This is a genomic window from Mesorhizobium sp. (assembly GCF_965229135.1).
In the GTDB taxonomy this organism is placed as follows: Bacteria; Pseudomonadota; Alphaproteobacteria; order Rhizobiales; family Rhizobiaceae; genus Mesorhizobium.
The window spans coordinates 2,300,458-2,321,031 of the sequence record NZ_OZ245860.1; the positions used below are offsets into that span (position 1 = coordinate 2,300,458).

The 20,574-nt window shown below is 63.4% G+C and carries 17 protein-coding genes; all 17 read right to left on the minus strand.

Going from position 1 to position 20,574, the window contains the following annotated elements; translation table 11 throughout:
* Positions 1-34: 34 nt before the first annotated feature.
* The 17 genes from ACO07C_RS11125 to ACO07C_RS11205 all read right to left on the minus strand — a co-directional run bounded on the left by ACO07C_RS11125 (position 35) and on the right by ACO07C_RS11205 (position 20,566).
* Entirely contained in the window at positions 35-1,453 is a 1,419-nt protein-coding gene (locus ACO07C_RS11125) for an FAD/NAD(P)-binding protein (RefSeq protein WP_421914219.1), read from the minus strand.
* Positions 1,450-2,625: an FMNH2-dependent alkanesulfonate monooxygenase gene (gene ssuD, locus ACO07C_RS11130; RefSeq protein WP_421914220.1), complete on the minus strand. Its 1,176-nt coding sequence runs from the start codon at positions 2,623-2,625 to the stop codon at positions 1,450-1,452. The genes ACO07C_RS11125 and ssuD overlap by 4 nt, the downstream gene beginning before the upstream one ends.
* Positions 2,626-2,658: 33 nt before the next feature.
* Positions 2,659-3,906, minus strand: a complete 1,248-nt coding sequence (locus tag ACO07C_RS11135) for an SfnB family sulfur acquisition oxidoreductase (protein ID WP_421914221.1) — start codon at positions 3,904-3,906, stop codon at positions 2,659-2,661.
* Positions 3,903-4,694 carry an ABC transporter ATP-binding protein gene (locus ACO07C_RS11140; RefSeq protein WP_421914222.1) on the minus strand — a complete coding sequence of 264 codons (792 nt, stop codon included), beginning with the start codon at positions 4,692-4,694 and terminating at the stop codon, positions 3,903-3,905. Before ACO07C_RS11140 ends, ACO07C_RS11135 begins: the two co-directional genes overlap by 4 nt.
* A gap of 64 nt (positions 4,695-4,758) precedes the next feature.
* Positions 4,759-6,090 carry an ABC transporter substrate-binding protein gene (locus tag ACO07C_RS11145; protein WP_421914223.1) on the minus strand — a complete coding sequence of 444 codons (1,332 nt, stop codon included), beginning with the start codon at positions 6,088-6,090 and terminating at the stop codon, positions 4,759-4,761.
* Between the two features lie 50 nt (positions 6,091-6,140).
* Complete coding sequence (locus ACO07C_RS11150; protein WP_421914224.1) at positions 6,141-7,190, minus strand: branched-chain amino acid ABC transporter permease; 1,050 nt, start codon at positions 7,188-7,190, stop codon at positions 6,141-6,143.
* A gap of 3 nt (positions 7,191-7,193) precedes the next feature.
* Entirely contained in the window at positions 7,194-8,090 is an 897-nt protein-coding gene (locus ACO07C_RS11155; protein ID WP_421914225.1) for a branched-chain amino acid ABC transporter permease, read from the minus strand.
* Positions 8,090-8,992, minus strand: a complete 903-nt coding sequence (locus tag ACO07C_RS11160; protein ID WP_421914226.1) for an ABC transporter ATP-binding protein — start codon at positions 8,990-8,992, stop codon at positions 8,090-8,092. Before ACO07C_RS11160 ends, ACO07C_RS11155 begins: the two co-directional genes overlap by 1 nt.
* A 52-nt stretch (positions 8,993-9,044) precedes the next feature.
* Entirely contained in the window at positions 9,045-10,145 is a 1,101-nt protein-coding gene (sfnG, locus tag ACO07C_RS11165; RefSeq protein ID WP_421914227.1) for a dimethylsulfone monooxygenase SfnG, read from the minus strand.
* Between the two features lie 296 nt (positions 10,146-10,441).
* Complete coding sequence (locus tag ACO07C_RS11170) at positions 10,442-11,890, minus strand: DHA2 family efflux MFS transporter permease subunit (RefSeq protein ID WP_421914228.1); 1,449 nt, start codon at positions 11,888-11,890, stop codon at positions 10,442-10,444.
* Between the two features lie 270 nt (positions 11,891-12,160).
* Positions 12,161-13,600 (minus strand): NAD(P)-dependent oxidoreductase, encoded by a 1,440-nt coding sequence (locus ACO07C_RS11175; protein ID WP_421914229.1) that lies wholly within the window; start codon positions 13,598-13,600, stop codon positions 12,161-12,163.
* A 58-nt stretch (positions 13,601-13,658) separates the two neighbouring features.
* On the minus strand, positions 13,659-14,924 hold the full coding sequence (locus ACO07C_RS11180) for an NAD(P)/FAD-dependent oxidoreductase (RefSeq protein ID WP_421914230.1): 1,266 nt from the start codon (positions 14,922-14,924) through the stop codon (positions 13,659-13,661).
* Between the two features lie 23 nt (positions 14,925-14,947).
* The gene (locus tag ACO07C_RS11185; RefSeq protein WP_421914231.1) at positions 14,948-15,730 is read right to left on the minus strand and encodes an HpcH/HpaI aldolase family protein; all 783 of its coding nucleotides are present in this window, start codon (positions 15,728-15,730) and stop codon (positions 14,948-14,950) included.
* Between the two features lie 17 nt (positions 15,731-15,747).
* On the minus strand, positions 15,748-17,442 hold the full coding sequence (locus ACO07C_RS11190) for a GMC family oxidoreductase (protein ID WP_421914232.1): 1,695 nt from the start codon (positions 17,440-17,442) through the stop codon (positions 15,748-15,750).
* A 14-nt stretch (positions 17,443-17,456) separates the two neighbouring features.
* Positions 17,457-18,935 (minus strand): aldehyde dehydrogenase family protein, encoded by a 1,479-nt coding sequence (locus ACO07C_RS11195; RefSeq protein ID WP_421914233.1) that lies wholly within the window; start codon positions 18,933-18,935, stop codon positions 17,457-17,459.
* Between the two features lie 96 nt (positions 18,936-19,031).
* On the minus strand, positions 19,032-19,889 hold the full coding sequence (locus ACO07C_RS11200) for an amino acid ABC transporter ATP-binding protein (protein WP_421914234.1): 858 nt from the start codon (positions 19,887-19,889) through the stop codon (positions 19,032-19,034).
* The gene (locus ACO07C_RS11205) at positions 19,886-20,566 is read right to left on the minus strand and encodes an amino acid ABC transporter permease (RefSeq protein WP_421914235.1); all 681 of its coding nucleotides are present in this window, start codon (positions 20,564-20,566) and stop codon (positions 19,886-19,888) included. The genes ACO07C_RS11200 and ACO07C_RS11205 overlap by 4 nt, the downstream gene beginning before the upstream one ends.
* Positions 20,567-20,574 lie beyond the last annotated feature (8 nt).

Below are 20,574 nucleotides of genomic sequence, written 5' to 3' on the forward strand. Positions count from 1 at the left end.
CGCCCGCAACCGATGGCGCAACTCTTCAAATGCATCACGAGGCTTTGCGGCGCAGCGCCGTTCGATAGTCCAGCCAGTGCCGGATTTCGGAGGCGATGCGTTCGGCATGTACGGTCACCTCGGGAATTCCCATCAGTTCGCCGACGCCGCCACGGGCGAGAGGCCCGCTGACGAAAATGCTGTCGGCCGAACGGCCCGAGGTACCGACCGCATGGCCAAGGCGATCGGTCTCCAGGCCGAGCCCGATCGGATCAAGCCTGACCAGTCCGAGACGCCCGAGGCCGGCGATTGCGGTGTTGGTCCGCAAGATATCGCCATGCGCCGGGCCGGTCGTCACGATGATGGTATCGAACGACTCCACGATGAAGCCCCGCTGGCGTCTTGGCCGCTGGCTGACGCGAAGGGCGCCATCCGCCGGTTCCACGCTGGATATCGATGCGGCGCGATAGACAAGCGTTCCCTCGGCAATGCGGCGATCGAGCACAGTCGCAATTTGCGGTGCGACGCGGAAGCGATGCACATCCCAAAGCGCGCGCAGATGGCGCACCACGCGACGTCGCTCGTCGACAGGCAAGGCCTTCCAGATCGCCTGCCCCTGGCGCCGGACCGCGTCGAGCACGGGATGCCAGTCGTGGCCCTGGCGCTCGGCATCGGCGAGCGTAGCCCGGATGCGCCTGAGCAGCACTGTCGCGCTCCGCGAAGGCTGGCTGGTGAAATCGCCGACCGGATCGACCGATGTGTCGGCGTGGCCGCGCGAGCGATAGCCGTGACGGGAAAGTGCGGTGATGCGGCCACGATGTCCCCTGCGGTCGAGCGTCGCGATGACATCCGCCGATGTCAGCCCGGTGCCGACGACCAGGACACGGTCGTCGCGGCCGATCGCCGCCAGCCGTTCGAGATCATACGGATTGGACACCATGCCGGCCGCGCCCGCCAAGGCACGCAAAGCCCGCGGCAAGGCCGGCGGCGGATGCGTCGTTGCAATGACCAGCGCGTCCGCCACAAGCGTGGCGCCGTCGGCAAGGATCAGGCGATAGCCCTCACCACTGCACTCGACCGATGCGACGGCGGACCTGACGTGCCTGATCGTCTTGTTTTGCAGAAAGGGCTGGAGGTGGGATTCGACATAGCGCCCGAAGACGCGACGCCGCGGATAAACAGCGCCATTGGCAACAACGGCCTCCGGGTCGTCAACAATGACGCCGGTCCGCTCCAGCCAATCAGCAAAATGACTCGGCTCGCTGGAGACCAGCGTCATCCTGGTCGCTGCCACATTGACGCGGTGCGCCGGATCGTCCGTCGAATAGGCCAGGCCATGACCCAGCCGGTCTCGGGGTTCGACGACCACGATGTCCGCCGCGCCTGCCGGCAGCAGTCGCGCCAGATGAAAGGCGGTTGCCGCGCCGGAAAAGCCACCGCCGATGATGGCAACGACAGGTTGGAAAGCACTCAAGACTGGCTCGCGCGCAGCGTCGGCGGCCGATGGTCGCCAGCCACCGTTTCGCCGAACGGTCCCATGTTGACGGTGGTCGGCCGTGTCGAGATTTCGTGATCGAGCGGCAACAGCGGCAGCACCAGTTCGCCGAACCGGTAGGCTTCTTCCAGATGCGGATAGCCGGAGAGGATGAAGGTATCGATACCGATGCGCCGGTATTCGTCGATGCGCTCGGCCACCGTCGCCGCGTCGCCGACCAACGCGGTCCCGGCGCCGCCGCGCACAAGCCCGACTCCGGCCCACAGATTGGGGCTGATCTCCAGCTTGTCCCGGCTGCCGCCATGTAGCTTGGACATGCGCGACTGGCCGACTGAATCCATGCGCGCGAACACCTTCTGCGCCTCGCTGATCGTCCTGTCGTCTAGACGGCTGATCAGCCGCTCGGCATCTCCCCAGGCCTCGTCATTGGTCTCGCGCACGATGACATGCAGCCTGATGCCGAAGCTCACCTGGCGTCCTGCCTTTTCGGCAAGGCCGCGCACATGATCGACCTTGGCCGCGACATCCGCCGGTGGTTCGCCCCAGGTCAGGTACTTGTCGATCTGTTCGGCTGCGACCGCGTTGGCGGCCTCCGACGAGCCGCCGAAGTAGAGCGGCGGATGCGGCGTCTGCACCGGCGGGAACAGCAATCGACCGTCCTCGATGCGGAAATGCTTGCCCTCGAAGGCAACCGTTTCGCCGCGCAGCACGGCCTTGTAGATGTCGAGGAATTCCCGCGTCACCTCATAGCGCTCATCATGGCTGAGGAAGATGCCGTCGCCCTTGTTCTCAACGGGGTCACCGCCCGTGACGACGTTGATGAGCAGCCGTCCGCCGGAAATGCGATCGAGCGTCGAGGTCATGCGCGCGGCAAGCGTCGGTGACTGCAGCCCCGGCCGCACCGCGACGAGGAAGCGCAGGCGCTGGGTCAGCGGCGCAAGCGCCGATGCCACGACCCAGCTATCCTCGCAACTGCGTCCGGTCGGCAGCAGCGCGCCGTAGTAACCGATGGCGTCGGCGGCCTTGGCGACCTGGGTAAGGTAGGGCAGATCGACCGCCCTGCCGCCCTCCGACGTGCCGAGATAGCGGCTGTCGCCATGGGTCGGAAGAAACCACAGGACCTTGATCCTGTCGGGAATGGCAATGCTCATGAACGGTCCTTCCATGACTTTACGACGCCGCGCTCAGCTCCAGGCATGGAGCGGCGGGTTGATGTCGTTCAGGTAGTAGTTGCCGAGGATCGCGTATTTCCACCGCACCGGGTCGTGCAGCGTGTGGGTGCGGGCGTTGCGCCAGTGGCGGTCGAGATTATGCTCGGCCAGGGTCGATCGCGTGCCGGCCAGCTCGAACAATCTGTTGGTGGCGGTGATGGCGATCTCGGTGGTGAGGATCTTGGCTTCCGCCACCGCGATCTGAGCCTCCGCGACGGTCTTGGCGTTCGGGTCGGCGACCGCGCGGTCGACCGCGAGCCCGGCCTTTTCAAGAATGGCTTCCGCCGCATTGGCGCGCAGGCGGAGATCGCCGACCGCCTGGATCGTATAGGGATCTTGCCAGGCATGGTCGACGCCGCTGTCGATCCACGCACGCGATTTTGTCCGTACAAATTCAATCGTCTCGTCGATCGCCGCCCTGGCGATGCCGAGGTCTACCGCGGCCTGGATGATCTGGAAGATGGCGCCGTCCGCCGTCGGCCTGTCATAGCCCTTGTAGCCGGGAACGAGATGCGTCTTCGGCACCTTCACGTTGTCGAGCAGGACCGTGCCGGACAGCGTCGTCTTCTGGCCGAAGCTCGACCAGTCGTCGATGACCGTCAGTCCAGGTGCCCCGCGATCGGCGATGGCGTACCAGGCGCGGCCTTCGTCATCGAGCGCCACGATCGGCACCAGATGGGCAAGCAGGGCGCCGCTGGAATAGAATTTCTGGCCGTTGACCACGACATGGTTGCCGGCGTCGACGAATTTTGTCTCGAAGTCGGCTGCCCGCCTGGAGCCGAATTCGGAGAAGGCGTTGCCAAAGCGGGTGCCCGAGAGAACCTCGGCGAACAGCAGCTTCTTCTGAGCCTCGTCCGAGACGGTGCGGATGGCGGCGACGACGCCGAGATGGTTCTGCGGGATCTGGCCGAGCGACGGGTCGGCCGCCGAGATGATGGTGATGACCTTCGACAGCGTCACGTAAGAGAGCTCCGGGCCGCCATAGGCCTTCGGCACGTTGATCGACCACAGGCCGCTCTGCGAAAACGCGTCGAGCTCCTGCTTCGGCCAGATGCGTTCGCGGTCTCGCTTTGAAGCGTCCCTGGCGAACTCGGCGGCGAGCTTTTCGGCGACGGCGATCGCCTCGGCATCGGTCTTGATGACATGTGCCTTGGCCGAAGGGCGTTCGACCGGAGGCACGGCGCTACGGATGTCCGACGGCTGCCTGGATTGGATGGTCATGCTGCTGTCTCCTTGGGAAAGTGTTGGGGTGGAAGCGGCGCGCCGCCGAGATAGTAGGACTTGATGTCGTCGCGCTGGCGCAGGTCGGCGGCCGACCCTTCGAGCACGCTGACGCCGTTTTCGAGCACGGTGGCGCGATCGGCGTATTTCAGCGCGACCGCCGAGTTCTGTTCGGCGACGAGGATCGACAGGCCTTCATCACGGTTGAGCTTCTTCAAAGCGCTGAAGATTTCGTCGACGATCAGGGGCGCCAGGCCCATCGAGGGCTCGTCCAGCACGAAGAGCTTCGGCCGCGACATCAGGCCCCGGCCGATCGCCGTCATCTGCTGTTCGCCGCCGGAGGTGAGGCCGGAGCGGGTGCGCCGCTTCTCGAGAAGCCGCGGGAAGAGAACGTAGACGCGCTCCAAATCAGCCTTGACGCCGGCGCGCGAGGACGAGCGCCCGAGCGCGCCGGTGAACAGGTTCTCCTCTACCGTCAGCGAGCGGAAGCAATGCCGGCCCTCAAGCACTTGGACAAGGCCGCCGCGGACAAGCTGCGAAGGGCTTGCCCTGGAAACATCGACGCCGTCGAAGGTGATCCGGCCAGCGGTAACAGTGCCGCGCTCGGCCGGGAGAAGATTGGACACGGCGCGCAGCAGCGTCGTCTTGCCGGCACCGTTGGAGCCGAGCAACGCGACGATCTCGCCTTTGCCGACCGACAGGTCGACGCCGTGCAAGGCGGCGATGGCACCGTTGTAGACGGCCTCCACGCGACTGACCGACAGGATCGGGTTTTCCGGGCTGGACATCGATGCCTCCGCTGGAACGCTGGCTGGCGCGGCCAACCACAAGGTCGGCCGCGCCAGGCCGGACTCAGTTGCTGACCGTCGCTTCGGCGTCTTCGGCCGTGCGGATCTTGATGCCCTTTTCCTTGGCATAGGCCTCGGAGGACTTTTCGATGATCGGGCGCAGCAGTTTCCAGTCGGGCGCGATCCAGTCGGACACGACATTCCACTTCTTGCCGTCCCACTGCTGGAAGGTCACGTAACCGTCGCCCTCGTGATTGTCCCAGGAGACGTTGATGGAGTGGAACAGGTCCTTGGCGCCGAGCGCCTCGACACGCGCTGGATCAAGCTTGAGATGCTCGAAGCCCCAGCGCACCTCGTCACCGGTCAGCGTGCGATTGCCGAACTTGGCCTGCGCGATGCGGATCGCCTCGACGTTGAGGATGCCATTGACGATGCCGAGATTGTGGTAGACCGAGCCGATACGGTTCTTGTCCTCGAGATTGCCCTTGCCGGCGCCGTAGACCGTCTTGATGATCTCCTGGACGACCGGATATGTCGCTCCGGATGCCTGGGTGGTGATGGCCGTGTAGCCCTTGGCGGCGTCGCCGGCCGGGATGACGTCTTCTTCCGAGTTCGACCAGACATTGCCGACGATGTGATCAACCGGGAAGCCGGTCTTCTGAGCGGTCTTCAAGGCAACGGGGTTCATCACGCCCCAGCCACGTAGCACGACATAGTCGGGATGGTCGCGACGGATCGTCAGCCACTGCGCCTGCTGTTCATTGCCGGGATGCGGAACCTCGATCTGCTTCAGCTCGAACCCGTATTTCTGGGACAGCAGCTCATAGATGGGGATGGTTTCCTTGCCATAGGGCGAGCCGTGATAGAGCACGACGATCTTCTTGCCCTTGAGCTTGTCAAGGCCGCCTTCCTTGGAGGCGATGTAGTTCACGATGCCGGACGTTTCGCTATAAGGGTTGAGCAGCAGCGGGAAGACGTAGGGAAACACGCGCCCGTCGGTTGTGTCGGTGCGGCCGTGGTTGATGGTGATCAGCGGCACCTTGTCCTCGGTGATGCGGTCGATCATGGCGTAGGCGATGCCGACCGAGAGCGGGTTCCAGGCGGCGATGCCGGGATTGCTTTTCAGACGCTCATAGACCTCGACACCCTTTTCGACCTCATACTGCGTCTCCCCCTCGCTCCAGGTCAGCTTGACGCCGTTGACGCCGCCGTCGCGGATGTTGATGAGGTTGAGGTAGTCGATGAAGCCGCCGAAGAAGCCGGTGCCGCCGGCGGCATATGGGCCAACGCGATAGCTCTGCAGCGGGAAATACTGTTCGTCGGCGTGAGCCGCCGTGGCCCCTAGAACGAGGGCCGCGGCGATGGCCGCTTTTCGGAGGTGATTGAAGGAGGTCATGGATTGCGTCTCCTGAGTTGTGGTCCGCGAGGGAGGGTGTCGAGCGGCGCTCAGCTGGACCTTGAGCCGATCCGTCGTTTCAGGCGGTCGAAGAGGGCCGACAGCCCGTTCGGTTCCGCGATGAGAAAGATGATGATGAGTGCGCCGAGCACGATGCGCTGGCTCATGTCGAGCACGCCTGAATCGAACACGCCTCCGAACAGGAAGGCCCCGAGTCGGGACAGGATGAGCGGGAAGATGACGATGAACGCCGCGCCCAGAAACGCGCCGCGTATCGAGGCCAGGCCACCGATGATGATGATGAACAGGATCTGGAAAGAGCGGTCGAGATTGAAGCCGGCCGGCTCGACGGTGCGAAGATAGGTGAAGGCCCACAGCACCCCGGAGACACCGATGATGAAGGAGGAGATGGCGAATGCCAGCAGCTTTGTTCGCAGCACCGGCACGCCGATGACACGCGCGGCGGTTTCGTTGTCGCGCACGGCGATGAAGTTGCGCCCGGTCGCGCTGTTGACCAGCCGCCAGACGACGGCCGTCAGCACGATGACCGTGGTGACGGACAGCAGGTAGCGACCGGTCGCGCCGTCGAGGTCGAACCCCGCGATAGCAAGGCGCGGCGCGGAAATCACGCCTGACGGATTGTCGTTGGAGAACCAGCCGAACTTGGTCAGCGCCCATTGTACGAAGAACTGGGCGGCGAGCGTCGAGACGGCCAGGTAGAAGCCGCGCAGCCGCAGGCTCGGCAGCCCGAAGATGACGCCGATGCCAGCGGCGGAAATGCCGGCGAGGATCATGGTGACCGCCAGCGGCAATCCCTCTATCCGCAAGTTGAAATTGTAGGCGGCGAAGGCGCCCACCGCCATGAAGGCGGAGGAGCCCAGCGACAGCTGACCGCAATAGCCAGTCAGCACGTTGAGGCCGACCGCCGCCAGGCTAAGCGCCAGGAACGGCAACAGAATCGCCTCGACCAGATAGCTCGATGCATAGGCCGGGATCAGCCCGTAGGCGATGACGATCAACGCGACCGGCAAGGCGAACTTCAATGCGAGCTTCAGCCAGTCAATCGCCGGCGTTGAGGTGTCGAGCGTTTGCACGGCCATCGGTCAGACCCTTTCGACAAGCTTCTGGCCAAACAGGCCGGAGGGGCGCACGAGCAGGACGACGAGCGCCAGCGCATAGGCAAACCAGCCTTCTATGCCGCCGCCGACAAAGGGTCCGAGATAGACCTCGGCGAGCTTCTCGCTGGCGCCGATGATGAGACCGCCGACAATGGCGCCAAGGATGGAATCGAAACCGCCAAGCACCAGCACGGGCAGCGCCTTCAGCACGATCAGCGACAGCGAGAACTGGACGCCGAGGCGCGCGCCCCACAAGAGCCCGGCGACCAGTGCAACAAAGCCTGCTGCTGCCCACACCGTTCCCCATATCCAGGGCAGCCGCAGCCCGACGGCAAGCGCCGCGAACTGGTCGTCGGCGACGGCGCGGAACGCAAGGCCGACCCGTGTCCAGTGGAAGAATGCGCTCAAGCCCGCAACCATCGCCGCCGCGATGCCCGCCGCGACGAGATCGAACGAGGAGATCAGGATGCCGCCGACTTCGAACGGCGTGTCGTCAATGCCGAGGTCAAGCCCGTGCACCTGCGTGCCCCAGATCAGCTGGGCAGCGCCCTCGATGATGTAGGACAGGCCAAGCGTGGCCATGAACAGCGTCATCGGCGATCGGTTGACCAGGGGCCGCAGCACGGTCCGCTCGATGGTGAAGCCCAGCGCGATCATGACCGCGAAGGTAATGAGCAGTGCCAGCGCGAAGGGGACGCCACGTTCGAGAAGGCTCACGAAGGTCAGGGCCGCGAACAGCACCATCGACCCTTGCGCGAAATTCAGCACGCCCGATGTCTTGTAGATCAGCACGAAGCCGATGGCGACGAGCGAGTACATGACACCTGAGAGCAGGCCGCCGACCAGCACCTCGATGACGAAGAGGAAATCATAGTAGCTCATCAGATGCCCTCCCCGTCCTCGCCCTCGGCGGTGCCGAGATAGGCGCGGATGACCTCCGGATCGGCCTGCACCTCGGCCGGCGTCCCGTCCGCGATCTTGCGGCCGTAGTCGAGCACCGCGACCCGATCGGAAAGGCCCATGACCACGCCGATATCGTGCTCGATCAGGATGATGGTGATGCCCTGCCTGTCGCGCGCGGCGCGCACGAAACCGGCCATCTCGGCCTTCTCGGTCGCGGTCATGCCGGCCATCGGCTCGTCGAGCAGCAGGATCTTCGGCTCGGCGACCAGCGCCCGCGCCAGCTCGACACGCTTCTGCAGGCCGTAGGGCAGTGTCGAGACCAGACGATCGGCGACCGCCTCGAGATGCAGGAAGGCAAGTGTCTGGTCGACCTTGGCGGCGATCGCCGCATCCTCGCGCCTGGCGCGCGGCAGGCCGGCAATATGCTCGATGAAGCTGGCGCGCCTGTTGTGGACACGGCCAGACGCGATGTTGTCACGCACCGAAAGCCCGCCGAACAGCGCGAGGTTCTGGAAGGTGCGCGCGATGCCCAGACGCGCCAGACGGCTTGCCGGCACACGGGAGAAGGACTGACCGTCAATGACGATCTTGCCGTGGTCGGCGGGGTAGAGACCGCTGATGATGTTGATCAGCGAGGATTTGCCGGCGCCGTTGGGACCGATCACGGCGCGGATCTCGCCGCTGCCGACCTCGAGGTCGACATCGCGCAAAGCCGTGACGCCGCCGAAAGAAATACCGATCCCGCTCAGCACCAGGATCGCGTCCGATCGCGCTGGCAGGTGCGCCGCGCGCGTCTCGGTGACGCGCTCGGCGGCGGCACCTATCCCGCGAATTTCGGGCGCGCGCTCGTATGCGGCGGCTCCCAGCGAAGCACCAAACATGAAACGTCCCTGATCTTTGAAGGAAAGCGCGCGGCCAGTCGGCCGCGCCGGCCTATTCGGCGGCGACAAGTTCCCTGTCGCGCGCCTCTTCCAGCGCCCGCACCAGCGGGATGACACGCTTGCCGAAGAACTCGACCTCTTCCTGGAAATGCAGGAAGCCGAGCAGGATCAGATCGGCGCCGGCATCCTTGAGCTTGAGGATGCGTTCGGCGATCTGCTCGGGCGTACCGATGAGATTGCTGCGGAACCCGTCATTGTACTGCACCAGGTCTTCCAAGGAGGACTTCGCCCAGTTGCCTTCACCCTCTGGCGAGGCCTTGCCGGCATTTTTCACCTGATCGGCGAAGCCCTGCACTGCTTCGGGATTGGCCTTGGCGACGATCTCGTCCAGCACTGCGCGCGCTTCCGCCTCGGTCTCGCGAGCGATGGCAAAGGCATTGACGCCGATCTTGACCTTGTGGCCGTTGGCTTTCGCCTTGGCCTTGATGTCGTCGACCTGCTTCCTGATTTCCTCGGGCGTGTTGCCGTTGGTGAAATACCAGTCGGAGACGCGTGCAGCCATGTCACGAGCGGCGCGTGACGAGCCGCCCTGGAAAATCTCGGGCTGGGGGTCGATCGGCTTGGGCTTCATCGAATAATTAGTGAAGCGGTAGAAATCGCCCTTCAGCGTGAAATTGTCCTCGGTCCAGATGCCGCGCAGCGCGCGGATGAATTCCTCCGAGCGGCGATAGCGTTCGTCATGGTCGAGCCAGAGTTCACCGATGGCGGCGAACTCGCCGCGGAACCAGCCGCTGACGATATTGACGGCGACGCGGCCATTGGTCAGGTGGTTGATGGTGGCGATCTGCTTGGCCGCGAGCGCCGGGTTCCAGGGGCCTGGCAAGATCGCCGCGATAACCTTCAACGTGGTTGTGGCGGCGAGCAAGGCGTGACTGAACGAGACGGATTCGTGCTGGTTGTCGGCGCCGTAGCCTGCCGTGAACCGTATCTGGCTCAGCGCATAATCGAAGCCGTTGGCCTCGGCGATCTGGGCGAGCTTGCGGTTGTAGTCGATATCCCAACCCGTGCGTTGCTCGATGTTGGAAATGACCAGGCCGCCGGACACGTTGGGGACCCAGTAAGCGAATTTCAGGCTGTCGGAATGCGAGGTCATATCGTCGTTCCCTTCTTTTTGACTGGCTCAGCCAAATTAGGTTGACTGGCTCATCCAAGTTGGGTTGAACGATATTCGACAAAATCTATAGAGATAAGGAAATCTGTTTCGATTTTCTCCCGCCAAGGAGAAAAACGGGCGTAGTGCCGGACGATCCCCGGCAACATCGAAGCATTTTCAGCCAGGGGTTCAGGCCGATCGCGCGCCGTGCCAAGCCGTGTTTGTTTCAGGGATTGAAGCGCCGGATCGCTGCAAATCCTCCGGATTTTGATGATCCGCGCACTGAGAGCCGATCATCACTTATGAGAAACGCCACTCTTGTGGCCGCTGACCTGGACGCCATCTTCCACCCGCAGATAGAAGAACCCTGGAATCGACATCAGGGGGATGATCGCGGTCAACAGGAAAACCTGGTGAAAGCGCTCCGGTGTCAGGACATGCGTTTCTCCCGCGACCAGTCCGAGCAGCATGGCGGCGATCGAAACGCCCAGCGAAACGCTGAGCTGCTGCAAGACGCCGCCCAGGCTGGTGGCGCGGCTTAGCTTTTCCCCCGGCAGGTCGGCATAGGACAAGGTGTTGGAGGTCATGAACTGCGACGAACGAACGATGCCGAACAGGAAGACATACAAGCCGATCATCCAGTGAGGCGTGTCGGCGCTGAGCAACGCGAAGCCCGCGACCGCGGCCGAGCCGACAAGCGCGCTGCCGATCAGCACGACCTTGAAGCCGAAGCGACGCAACAGTGACGACAGCAGCGGTCGCATGAGCAAGGCGCCGAAGCTGCCGACGAATGTCAGCGAGCCGGACGTGACCGGGCTCATGCCGAAGCCGACCTGCAACATCAATGGCAGGAGGAACGGCACCCCGTTGAGGCCGACGCGGCACAGGCCGCCTGCCAGCGTGCCGACCCAGAACGAACGAAATCGAAACAGCGTCAGATCGACGGCCGGCGCGACCACCCTGCGCGCATAGCGCCCGAAGGCGAGCAGCAACAGGATTGCCGCGGCCAACACCAGCGCTGTTGCCGAGGCGGGAATGATGGGCCGACCGATGCTTTCCAGCCCGAATTGGAGTAGGGCTACGCCGCACCCCACCATCAGGAAGCCGGCGAAGTCGAAGCGTTGCACCGCTTCCTCGTGAAAATCGTCGACGAAGCGCAGCGCGGCCAGAATGCCGATGCAGCCGAAGGGCACATTGACGTAGAAGATCCATCGCCACGATGCGTAGGTTGTCAACAAGCCGCCAAGCAGCGGCCCGATGACCGGTCCCATGATGGCCGGCAAGGTCATGTAGGTCATGGCGGTGACCAGTCCGCTGCGCGGAAAGCTGCGCAACAGGATCAGCCGCCCGACCGGCGTCATCATGGCGCCACCCAGCCCCTGCAGGGCGCGCATGGCCAGCAGCATGCCGAAACTGTCCGCCATGCCACAAAGGGCCGAGCCAACGGTGAAGGTGAACAGCGCCAGTGCGAACACTCTTCGTGCACCGAACCTGTCGGCGAACCAGCCGCTGACGGGAATGAACACGGCCAGCGTCAGGATATAGGTGGTGATCGCCAGATTGAGCCTGACCGGGGTGGTGTCGAGGCTATGCGCGATGGCTGGGATCGCGGTGGTGATGATGGTGGAATCGAGCTGCTCCATCAGGAAGGCGATGGCAACGATTATCGGAATAATCAGCCTCAGCCTCGGGTCACGCTCGGTGGCGAATTGAGGCTGTTCCAATGCTCCGGCCAGGTCCGTCATTCAGGTGGCTTATACTCTGGCCTGTTCCATCCCGATGGAATCGGAACGGGCTCAATATGTTTGCTGGAGTATGATCCCTCCAAAGCGCAATCATCTCATATCCGACCGACCAGCCGTAACACGATCGCACGGCGTGTCTTATGGTCCGTCAAAAGGCGGAGCGGTAGTCAATTCTGCCTGGACGGAAGTCAACAAAGTTTGACTACCGGCTGCCTGCCAGCAAATGCAGATCAATTAGAAGGCATCAAACCCGCATGGGCCCGACAGGTGTTATTGATACGGGCCGGTGAGGTTGGATTTTTCCGAGATAAGGCGAAAGCGATTTATCAGCCGGACAAGCTGCTCGCCCTTTAGGGCGACGATGTCTCGCCGCTGCTGCGGATCCCCGCCGGCCAGGGCCTTCCAAAGACCGGCTTGCCGGTCGCAGAGATCGCCCAATTCCGAACATTCCTCGGCGGTCAGCTTCAGAAGATCGCCTGCCGTCACCGGCCCGACGCCGGGGGGCGTGGTTGCTCCCAGGGGAACATACCGCGACGGCACGGTGCCCTTGGCATTCGTCACCGATTTGCGGTGAATGACATCGAATATCTGGTCGACGGCCTGCCTCGCGCCCGCCACCCGTGAAGGATGATCCGTATCGGCGGCGGCGTGCGGGAGAAGCTCAAGTCTGTCGCCATGCTTTTCGACAAGGGCGAGATAGGGCAACATCGGGCCGGAAAGGTTACCGGTCGAGGCGTCCCGGAAGAGGTCTGCATCGATCGCCGCATGGCGCACCCGCCCCGCATCCAGGGCATCACCAAGGGCCGCGACGTCGACAAGTTCACCGCGATCATAGTTGACCAGCACCGCGCCCTTGTTGAGGCGCGACAACACCTCCGCGCCGACGAGTCCTGCATTGGCATAGCGTCCGGTTTGCGTATCCTGCTTGCCGAGCCCGACATGGACGCTTAGCACATCGGCCCCTTCGGCCCCCTCAGCGGGACTTGGCGCGTAGGCAAACCCTTCCGCCTCTATCCACTCCCGGTGCCTTGGCCGCGCGTGAACGACCACATGCATGCCGAAGGCGCGCGCAAGCTTGGCAACCTCGCGGCCGATATTGCCATAGCCGATGATGGCGATCGTCTTGCCTTCCAGCTTTTCGGTAGGAAAATCGCGCAGGTCCCTGCCGGTATCGAACATGCCGCGCGCGACACGGTCGTGAAGCGTATCGACCGGTATATCGGGCAGCACTTTCAGGATCGCCTTCATCACCATCTGCGCGGTGGCGCGGCTGTTGATGCCCGGTGTGTTCATCAGCACCGCCGCGCCGCCCTCGCCGCTTCCGCCGCCCCAGGAGCGTGACCCCATATTGCCGGTGCCGGCGCCGATCCGCACGCCAGCGACGGGAAAAACGGTTTCGGCCGGCAGGAAGGTTGCGGCGGCGATGACGGCGTCATAGCGGCCGTCGCCTGCCACCGCGATCAGTTCCTCGCGCGTGCTGAGATCCGGCTGGTAGAAGAAATGGATGCGGCCGCGTTCGAGGCTGGCCTTGTCGTCAAGCGCGCTCGCATGAAAGCGGCCGCCCTTGGCTTCGATATGGGCTCGGACCTCCGAGGGGTCCGGCCTTCCGTCATCGCCGAAGCGCAGGCCCACAAGATCGCAGATCAGCACCGCGTAGGCGCGCTCAGGGTCGACTGGCTGTATGGCCTGCGTATTTGTGTTTGCGGTCACGTCGTTTCCCCATGCGAGAACGAAAAGCCCTGCTGGTGTAGCAGCGTGCTCTGAATAGTCAGAACCTATCCGCCCGGAAAGGCGTTAGATCGATTGCCGGCGGCAAACCCGCGGCAAGTTGCGACACGATCTTGCCGGTGACTGCACCCCCGATGAGGCCTTGATGGCCGTGGCCGAAAGCATAGATGACGTTCTTGGCCCGCGACGCCCGGTCGATGACCGGAATGCTGTCGGGGGTTCCCGGGCGATGGCCCATCCAGCGCGTGACCTCGCCATTCTCCAGTCTCCTGAACATCGGCCGTGCCTGTTTCAGGAGGACATCCGCCCGGTTCATGTTAGCGGGCGCCTTCAATCCGGCGAATTCGACATTGCCGGCAATCCGCAATCCGTCTTCCATCGGCGAGGCAACAAACTTGCGGTCGGCCGAAATGGTCTGGATGCGCAAGCCCGTGTCGGCGTCCTTGACCATGATGTGATAGCCGCGCTCGGTTTCGAGCGGAATGCGGTCGCCGAGTTGGCGGGCGAGATCACCCGACCAGGCGCCGGCGCAAAGCACCACCGTCTCGACCGCCATGCGCCCGCCGCCTTCGAGCCGCAGTGCCGAGGGGCCACCGGCGCCCATGTCGAAACCGATCACCCGTGCCCGCGTGAAGCGCGCGCCCAGACGCGCGGCGTGTTCGGCGAGCCTGGAGACCAGACGGCCGGGATTCGGGCATTGCCCCTGTTCGGGCAGATAGACAGCGCTTTTGAAAATCGGGGCAAGGGCCGGCTCAAGCTGGCGGATTTCGTCGGCATCCAGGATCTCGACCTTCACGCCGTGGTCGCGCCGAAGGCCGAGCCCATAGGCGCCTTTCGACGGACCGTCGGCCGTTTCGTGGACGAAGAGCTGGCCGCGCTTCTGCAACAGGTCCTCGCAGCCGGCGGCTTTGATCAGCGGTTCGTAGCATTCGAATGTATAGCGATGCAGCGAGCGCATCGCGGCCGATATCTCCTCGACCCTGGGCTTGCGGCTGGCGGCCAGAAAGCGCAGCAACCAAGGCAGCGCGTGCGGCAGGTAGGACAGCCGCACGATCAGTGGCCCTTCCGGATCCATCAGCCATTTCGGCACATTGCCGAGCACGCCCGGCATCGAGTTCGGGATGCAGGATCCCGGGCAGATGCCGCCGGCATTGCCGAAGGAGCATTGTTCCTCCGAGCCCGGCAATGCGGGATCGACCACCTCGACGGAAAACCCCTGCTGGAGCAGGTAATTCGCGGTGCAGACGCCGATGATACCGGCGCCGATGACCGTCACCGTGCCGCGCCTCATGCCTGTCGAAGTCATGGCGATCGATCCACCATCTCAGATCAGGGCGCGATCGCGCTCGGCGTGCCCGCGCGGAACGCAGGAAGCGAACGCGAGACCATCTGCTGCAGCATGCGGAAGTCGGACAGATAGGCCATGAAACGGTAGCCCATCTTGCGCATGTCGACACCGTATGCGACCGAGCCGCAATGGATGCCCGGAATGACGCCGGCTTCCTTGCACTTGGCGGCGATATATTCGATCGCTTCGTAGACGGCCGGAAAACGGGGATCGAAACCGGGCGCTTCGCCCATGGTCACCGCGAGGTCCGAGGGCCCGACAAAGATGGCATCCAGGTTCGGCGTCTTCAGTATCTCTTCCAGGTTCTTCACCGCCTGCTCGCTCTCGATCATCGCCATGGTGATGATCGTGTCGTTGGCATGCTGGAAATAGTCCGCGCCGGCATAGAGGGAGGCGCGCAGCGGACCGACACTACGGCCGCCCTTGGGGAAATAGCGGCAGGCCTTGACGAAGGCGTCGGCTTCCTCGGGCGTGTTGACCATCGGGCAGATCACGCCATAGGCGCCGGCATCGAGCACCTTGCCGATGATCGCCGGATCGTTCCAGGGCACGCGCACCATCGGCGTCGTGTCCGTGGTCGATATCGCCTGCAGCATCGGTACGGCGTCGACATAGTCTGTCGCGCCATGCTGGAGATCGACGGTCAGGGCGTCCCAACCCTGCTGCGCCATCAGTTCCGCCGAGATCGACGACGGAATGCCGAGCCATCCCGTCACCACTTCGCCACCGGCGGCCCAGATGTCCTTCACCTTGTTCTTGCGCATTGCCTTCAGGTCCTTTGCTATTGTCGTGAGTTCAAAATCAGGTCCGCCGCTTTTTCAGCGATGGCGATCGTCGTGATGTTGGTGTTGGCGGCAACGATGGTCGGCATGATCGAGGCATCGACGACCCTAAGGCCCTGCACGCCACGCACGCGGCATTCGGCGTCGAGCACCGCCAGCGGATCGCCATTGGCGCCCATCTTGCAGGTGCCGGAGACATGCCAGCCCGACCAGACCGATTGCTTGACCCAATCGGTGATCAGCTCTTCATTCCCCAGCATCGCATGGATGCGGTCGGTGGTGCCGAATTTGCGCTTGAGCAAGGTCTCGCGGAAGAACGGCGCATAGTCGAAGAGACAGGCCGCCGTCGCGGTCTTCACCCAGTTCGACGGCTTGCGGACACTGAGCGCGCGCGCCTCGTCGCTGTAGCCCGCCAGGAACCAGGTGTTGACGTGCTGCTGGACGTCCGGCGATTGCATGATGCGACAGATGCGCTTGAAGCCGTCTACCAGACGCATCAGGTCGCGTCCGTCGGAGGCGAGGTTGAGATCGACGATCGGCTCTTCGCTCTGGACGGCCGACTTCAATGTCACCGTTCCGCGCGAATAGGATTTGTTGACGCAGACATTGAGCGCGCCCATCGCCTTGCCCAGCGGATGCCAGCCGGCGCGGTTGACGGGCATCAACAGCATGTCGCCGGGATGGCAGTCCGCATAATTGGATGAGTATCTCACCCCCAGGAAAATGTGGCGGCGCTGACCAGGCTTGAGGCGAGCGGACTTCTTGAAATGCGCGCCGACGGCCAGATGCGGATGATCGGTCAGGTTCTCCCCAACACCCGGGCGATCGGCGATGATGTCGATGCCAAGCCGCCTGAGCTGCGCCGCCGGCCCGATGCCGGCACGAAGCAGGATCGCCGGCGAGTGCAGGGCGCCAGCGGAAACGATCGTCTCGCCTGCGCTGTAGACATTGGTTTGGCCGGCGATCGTGACCCTGGCGCCGGTGATGCGCGTTCCTTCCGTCACCAGGCCTTCGACGAACGCATTGGCGAAGATGTGCAGGTTCTTGCGAGCGCGCGCTTCGCTGTCGAGGTAGCCGACGGCGGTCGATACACGGCGATCGTTCTCGTTGGAAAGCGGCAGCGGAAACGATCCGTCCTCGAAGCTGCCATTGTAGTCCGGGCGGTACGGATATTCGCTTTCCGTGACCTTCAGCACGGACTTGGTAAAGCCGGCCCAGTCCTGCGGGAAGACGCGCCGGATGGGAATCCGGCCGGTCTTGTTGTGGAGATCGCCGCCGAAATCGAGGTCGCGTTCGAGTTTCTTGAGGTAGGGCAGCATGCCGTCCCATCCCCATCCAAGCAGGCCAAGGCCCTCCCATTCATCGTAGTCGTGGGGCATGCCGCGCACCGCGAACTGGCCATTGATGCTCGACCCGCCGCCCATCACCTTGGCCTGTTCGAGCTTGGCGGTCTTAACCACCTGTGCGTTCTGCTTGGGCGATCGATTGAAGACGCGCAGATCCGTCCAGTGATATTTCGGATCGAAATAGGAAAGTCCGGGATAGCTGTCCGCGATGACCTCAGGGACGTCATCCGGCGGGGTGTCGGGTCCGGCTTCGAAAAGCGCCACTTGTTTCGTGCCGTTTTCAGAAAGACGGCTGGCGAGCACGGCGCCCGCCGAGCCGCCCCCGACAATGATGTAATCGAATTGCATGTCTTGTGCTCGCTTCAGGCGTAATTGGCCCAGACGGCCTTTTGGCGCAGGAACGCCTCGATGCCCGCACGGCCCATGTCCTTGCCGAAGCCCGAGCCCTTGTAGCCTCCGGCCGGATAGGTGAATTCCGGGCCGCGCCCATGCTGGTTGATCCAGACCATGCCGGCCTCGATCGAATCCGCTGCCTTGAGCGCCTTCTTCAAATCCGTGGTGTGGATACTGGCGGCAAGGCCGTAGACAGGGTGGGCCGCCAGGGCGAGGCCTTCCTCCAGATCGGTGAAGCTCCTCACCGTCAGCACCGGGCCAAAGAATTCGTCCTTGAAGCCGATATTGTCGTCGGACACGTTCTCCAGGATCGTCGGAGAATAGAAGCTGCCTTCGTTGCGACCCTCCAGCACGGTGCCGCCCGCGATTGCCGTGGCGCCCTGGCTGACGCTTTCGCGAACCATCGTGTCGATCCGTTCGAGCTGCTTTCGGCTGATGATCGGGGCGAAGGTCGTCGCCTCGTCCCAGGTCGGCCCTGGCTTGATCGCCTTGGTGCGGGCGACGATGCGCTCGACGAGCGCCTCGGCGATCTTGTCCTCGACGATCAGGCGCGATCCCGCGGTGCATACCTGCCCGGCGTTGTCCATGAAGGCGGCGGCCACCCGACCGGCCACGACATCGATGTCGCCGGCATCGGCCAGCACCAACTGCGGGCTCTTGCCGCCGAGCTCTAGCGTGACGGGCTTGATGCCCGACTGGGCGGCGAGCGTCATGATCGCGGCGCCCGTCTGCGTCGACCCGGTGAACGAGATTTTCAGGATGTCGGGATGACGCACGATCGCCGCCCCGGTCGTGTGACCGTAACCGTTGATGACATTGAACAGGCCAGCCGGCACGCCGGCCCGTGCGGCAAGGTCCGCCAGCGCGAGAAGGCTATGCGGTGTCAGTTCGGACGTCTTCATCACCACCGCATTGCCGGCGGCCAATGCCGGTGCGAACTTCCAGGCGGCGGTGATCATTGGGAAATTCCAGGGAACGATCGCGCCGACAATGCCATAGGGCTCATGCTTGACGATGCTGAGCGCATTCGCCTCGGTGGAGGTGACCGTGCCTTCGATCTTGTCGCAGAACTCGGCATAGTAGCGCACGACGCCGGCGGTGCGGACGGCGTCGCGCCCGATGGTCATCGAAATCAGCCGGCTCGATCCCATCGCTTCAAGCTGTCCGAGATAGACGGCGTTCTCCTCGATTAGCGCGGCGAAACGCATGAGCACGGCAGCGCGGTCCCGTGGCGCGATCTTCGCCCAGCGGCTCTGGGCCAGGGCTTTCCTGGCGGCATCGACGGCCTGCTGCACCGCGGCTTCACCACCATCGGCGATCATTCCCATGTGCTGGAGATCGGAAGGTCGCAAAACCTCGATTTCCGAGCCAGGCAGCTCGACATACTGCCCGCCGATATGATGGCCTCTGGGAATAGCGACCGTGGCCGGATCAAAACTTAGCGTCATTGATATCTTTCCTTATGCGGCCAACTCGCAGGCACGGCATGAACGGGCGCCGCGTCGATGATGGCCACCTGACTGTTTGCGTGGCGCAACGTGCCTTCAGCACGCCTTCTCGGCTTCACGCGCCTCGAGGAACGGGCGGAGCAGGTCCGCCGATTCATGGAAACGTCCGACAAACGTCTTCAGACGCGGATGTTCGGGATGCAGCAGCACCTTGGACGGCGGGCCTTGCTCGGCGACCAGCCCCTGATCGAGGAACACGACCCGGTCGGCAACCTCGAAGGCAAAGCCCAGTTCGTGAGTCACGATAACCATGGTCATGCCGCTCTTGGCCAGTTCGACCATCGCCTTCATGACTTCGCCGACCAGTTCGGGATCGAGCGCCGAGGTCGGCTCGTCGAACAGCATCACCTTGGGCTGCATGGCCATCGCCCTGGCGATGGCCACCCGTTGCTGCTGACCGCCGGAAAGCTGGCGCGGATATTTTTCCACGTGCTGCGCCAAGCCCATCACATCAAGAAGCTTCAACGCCGTTTGACGCGCCTGCTCCTTCGGCTCCTTCTTGACGATGACCGGACCTTCCATGACGTTTTCAAGCGCCGTCATGTGCGGAAAGAGATTGAACTGCTGGAAGACCATGCCGGTCTTGGAGCGAATTCGGTTGACCTCCTGGGGCGGTATCTGGGCGCCCTTGCCATCGGCTTGCCTGTTGAACAGCGTCTCTTCATCGATGATGATGCTGCCGCTGGTCGGAACATTAAGCAGGTTGATGCAGCGCAGCAGCGATGTCTTGCCCGATCCGCTGGCGCCGATCAGCACGACCACCTCGCCCTCGACGACCGACAGATCGATGCCGTTCAGCACGCGCTTGTCACCGAACTTCAGGCATATGCCGTTCAGCCGCAGGACAGGCTTTTCACTCCTGGCCGTCACGGCGCTTGGTTCAATGGCGCTCATTTCAGGCTCCCGCTTCTTTCGAGTTTCCGCGACAGCAGCGTCAGAGGAACGAGGATGATGAGAAAGATGACGCCGACGGCGGTGTAAACTTCCATCGGACGATAGGTGAAGCTGGAGATATAGCTCGCCTGGTAGAGAAGATCGGGAACGGTGATCATCGACAGAAGCGTCGTGTTCTTCATCTGGATGATCGACTGGCCGGCCAATGGCGGGATCATCTTGCGAAAGGCCTGCGGCAGTATGATCCGGCGCATGCGCTGGCCGTAGGACATGCCGATAGCGGTGGCGGCATCCGTCTGGCCGGGATCGACCGACTGCACGCCGGCGCGCAGGATTTCGGCGTAGAACGACCCGACATAGCAGCTCAGCCCAATGAAGCCGGCCCAGAATTTCGTGACATTGATGCCGGCGAAGATGGGGAAGGCGTAGTAGACCCAGAGCAGCGTGACGAGCAGCGGGATGTTGCGGAAGAACTCGACATAGACCTGGCCGAGTACGACCAGCGGTTTGAAGGTGCTCAGTTGGATAAGCCCGATGAACAGGCCAATCAGCATGCCCGCGCCGATGGTGATGACGGTGAAGTAGAGCGTCATCAGCAGGCCTTGCCAGAGCAGCCCGATATTGTTGGTAATGACCGTGTAGTCGAACAGCATAGTGTCCTCACTGGTGCGATGCACGTCCACCC

Excerpts from the sequence above, each read along its gene's own strand:
- ACO07C_RS11150 (WP_421914224.1), bottom strand. The coding sequence starts at position 7,190 with ATGGCCGTGCAAACGCTCGACACCTCAACGCCGGCGATTGACTGGCTG.
- ACO07C_RS11185 (WP_421914231.1), bottom strand. The coding sequence starts at position 15,730 with ATGCGCAAGAACAAGGTGAAGGACATCTGGGCCGCCGGTGGCGAAGTG.
- ACO07C_RS11180 (WP_421914230.1), bottom strand. The coding sequence starts at position 14,924 with ATGACTTCGACAGGCATGAGGCGCGGCACGGTGACGGTCATCGGCGCC.
- ACO07C_RS11145 (WP_421914223.1), bottom strand. The coding sequence starts at position 6,090 with ATGACCTCCTTCAATCACCTCCGAAAAGCGGCCATCGCCGCGGCCCTC.
- ACO07C_RS11160 (WP_421914226.1), bottom strand. The coding sequence starts at position 8,992 with ATGTTTGGTGCTTCGCTGGGAGCCGCCGCATACGAGCGCGCGCCCGAA.
- ACO07C_RS11140 (WP_421914222.1), bottom strand. The coding sequence starts at position 4,694 with ATGTCCAGCCCGGAAAACCCGATCCTGTCGGTCAGTCGCGTGGAGGCC.
- ACO07C_RS11135 (WP_421914221.1), bottom strand. The coding sequence starts at position 3,906 with ATGACCATCCAATCCAGGCAGCCGTCGGACATCCGTAGCGCCGTGCCT.
- sfnG (WP_421914227.1), bottom strand. The coding sequence starts at position 10,145 with ATGACCTCGCATTCCGACAGCCTGAAATTCGCTTACTGGGTCCCCAAC.
- ACO07C_RS11195 (WP_421914233.1), bottom strand. The coding sequence starts at position 18,935 with ATGACGCTAAGTTTTGATCCGGCCACGGTCGCTATTCCCAGAGGCCAT.
- ACO07C_RS11200 (WP_421914234.1), bottom strand. The coding sequence starts at position 19,889 with ATGAGCGCCATTGAACCAAGCGCCGTGACGGCCAGGAGTGAAAAGCCT.
- ACO07C_RS11170 (WP_421914228.1), bottom strand. The coding sequence starts at position 11,890 with ATGACGGACCTGGCCGGAGCATTGGAACAGCCTCAATTCGCCACCGAG.
- ssuD (WP_421914220.1), bottom strand. The coding sequence starts at position 2,625 with ATGAGCATTGCCATTCCCGACAGGATCAAGGTCCTGTGGTTTCTTCCG.
- ACO07C_RS11155 (WP_421914225.1), bottom strand. The coding sequence starts at position 8,090 with ATGAGCTACTATGATTTCCTCTTCGTCATCGAGGTGCTGGTCGGCGGC.
- ACO07C_RS11190 (WP_421914232.1), bottom strand. The coding sequence starts at position 17,442 with ATGCAATTCGATTACATCATTGTCGGGGGCGGCTCGGCGGGCGCCGTG.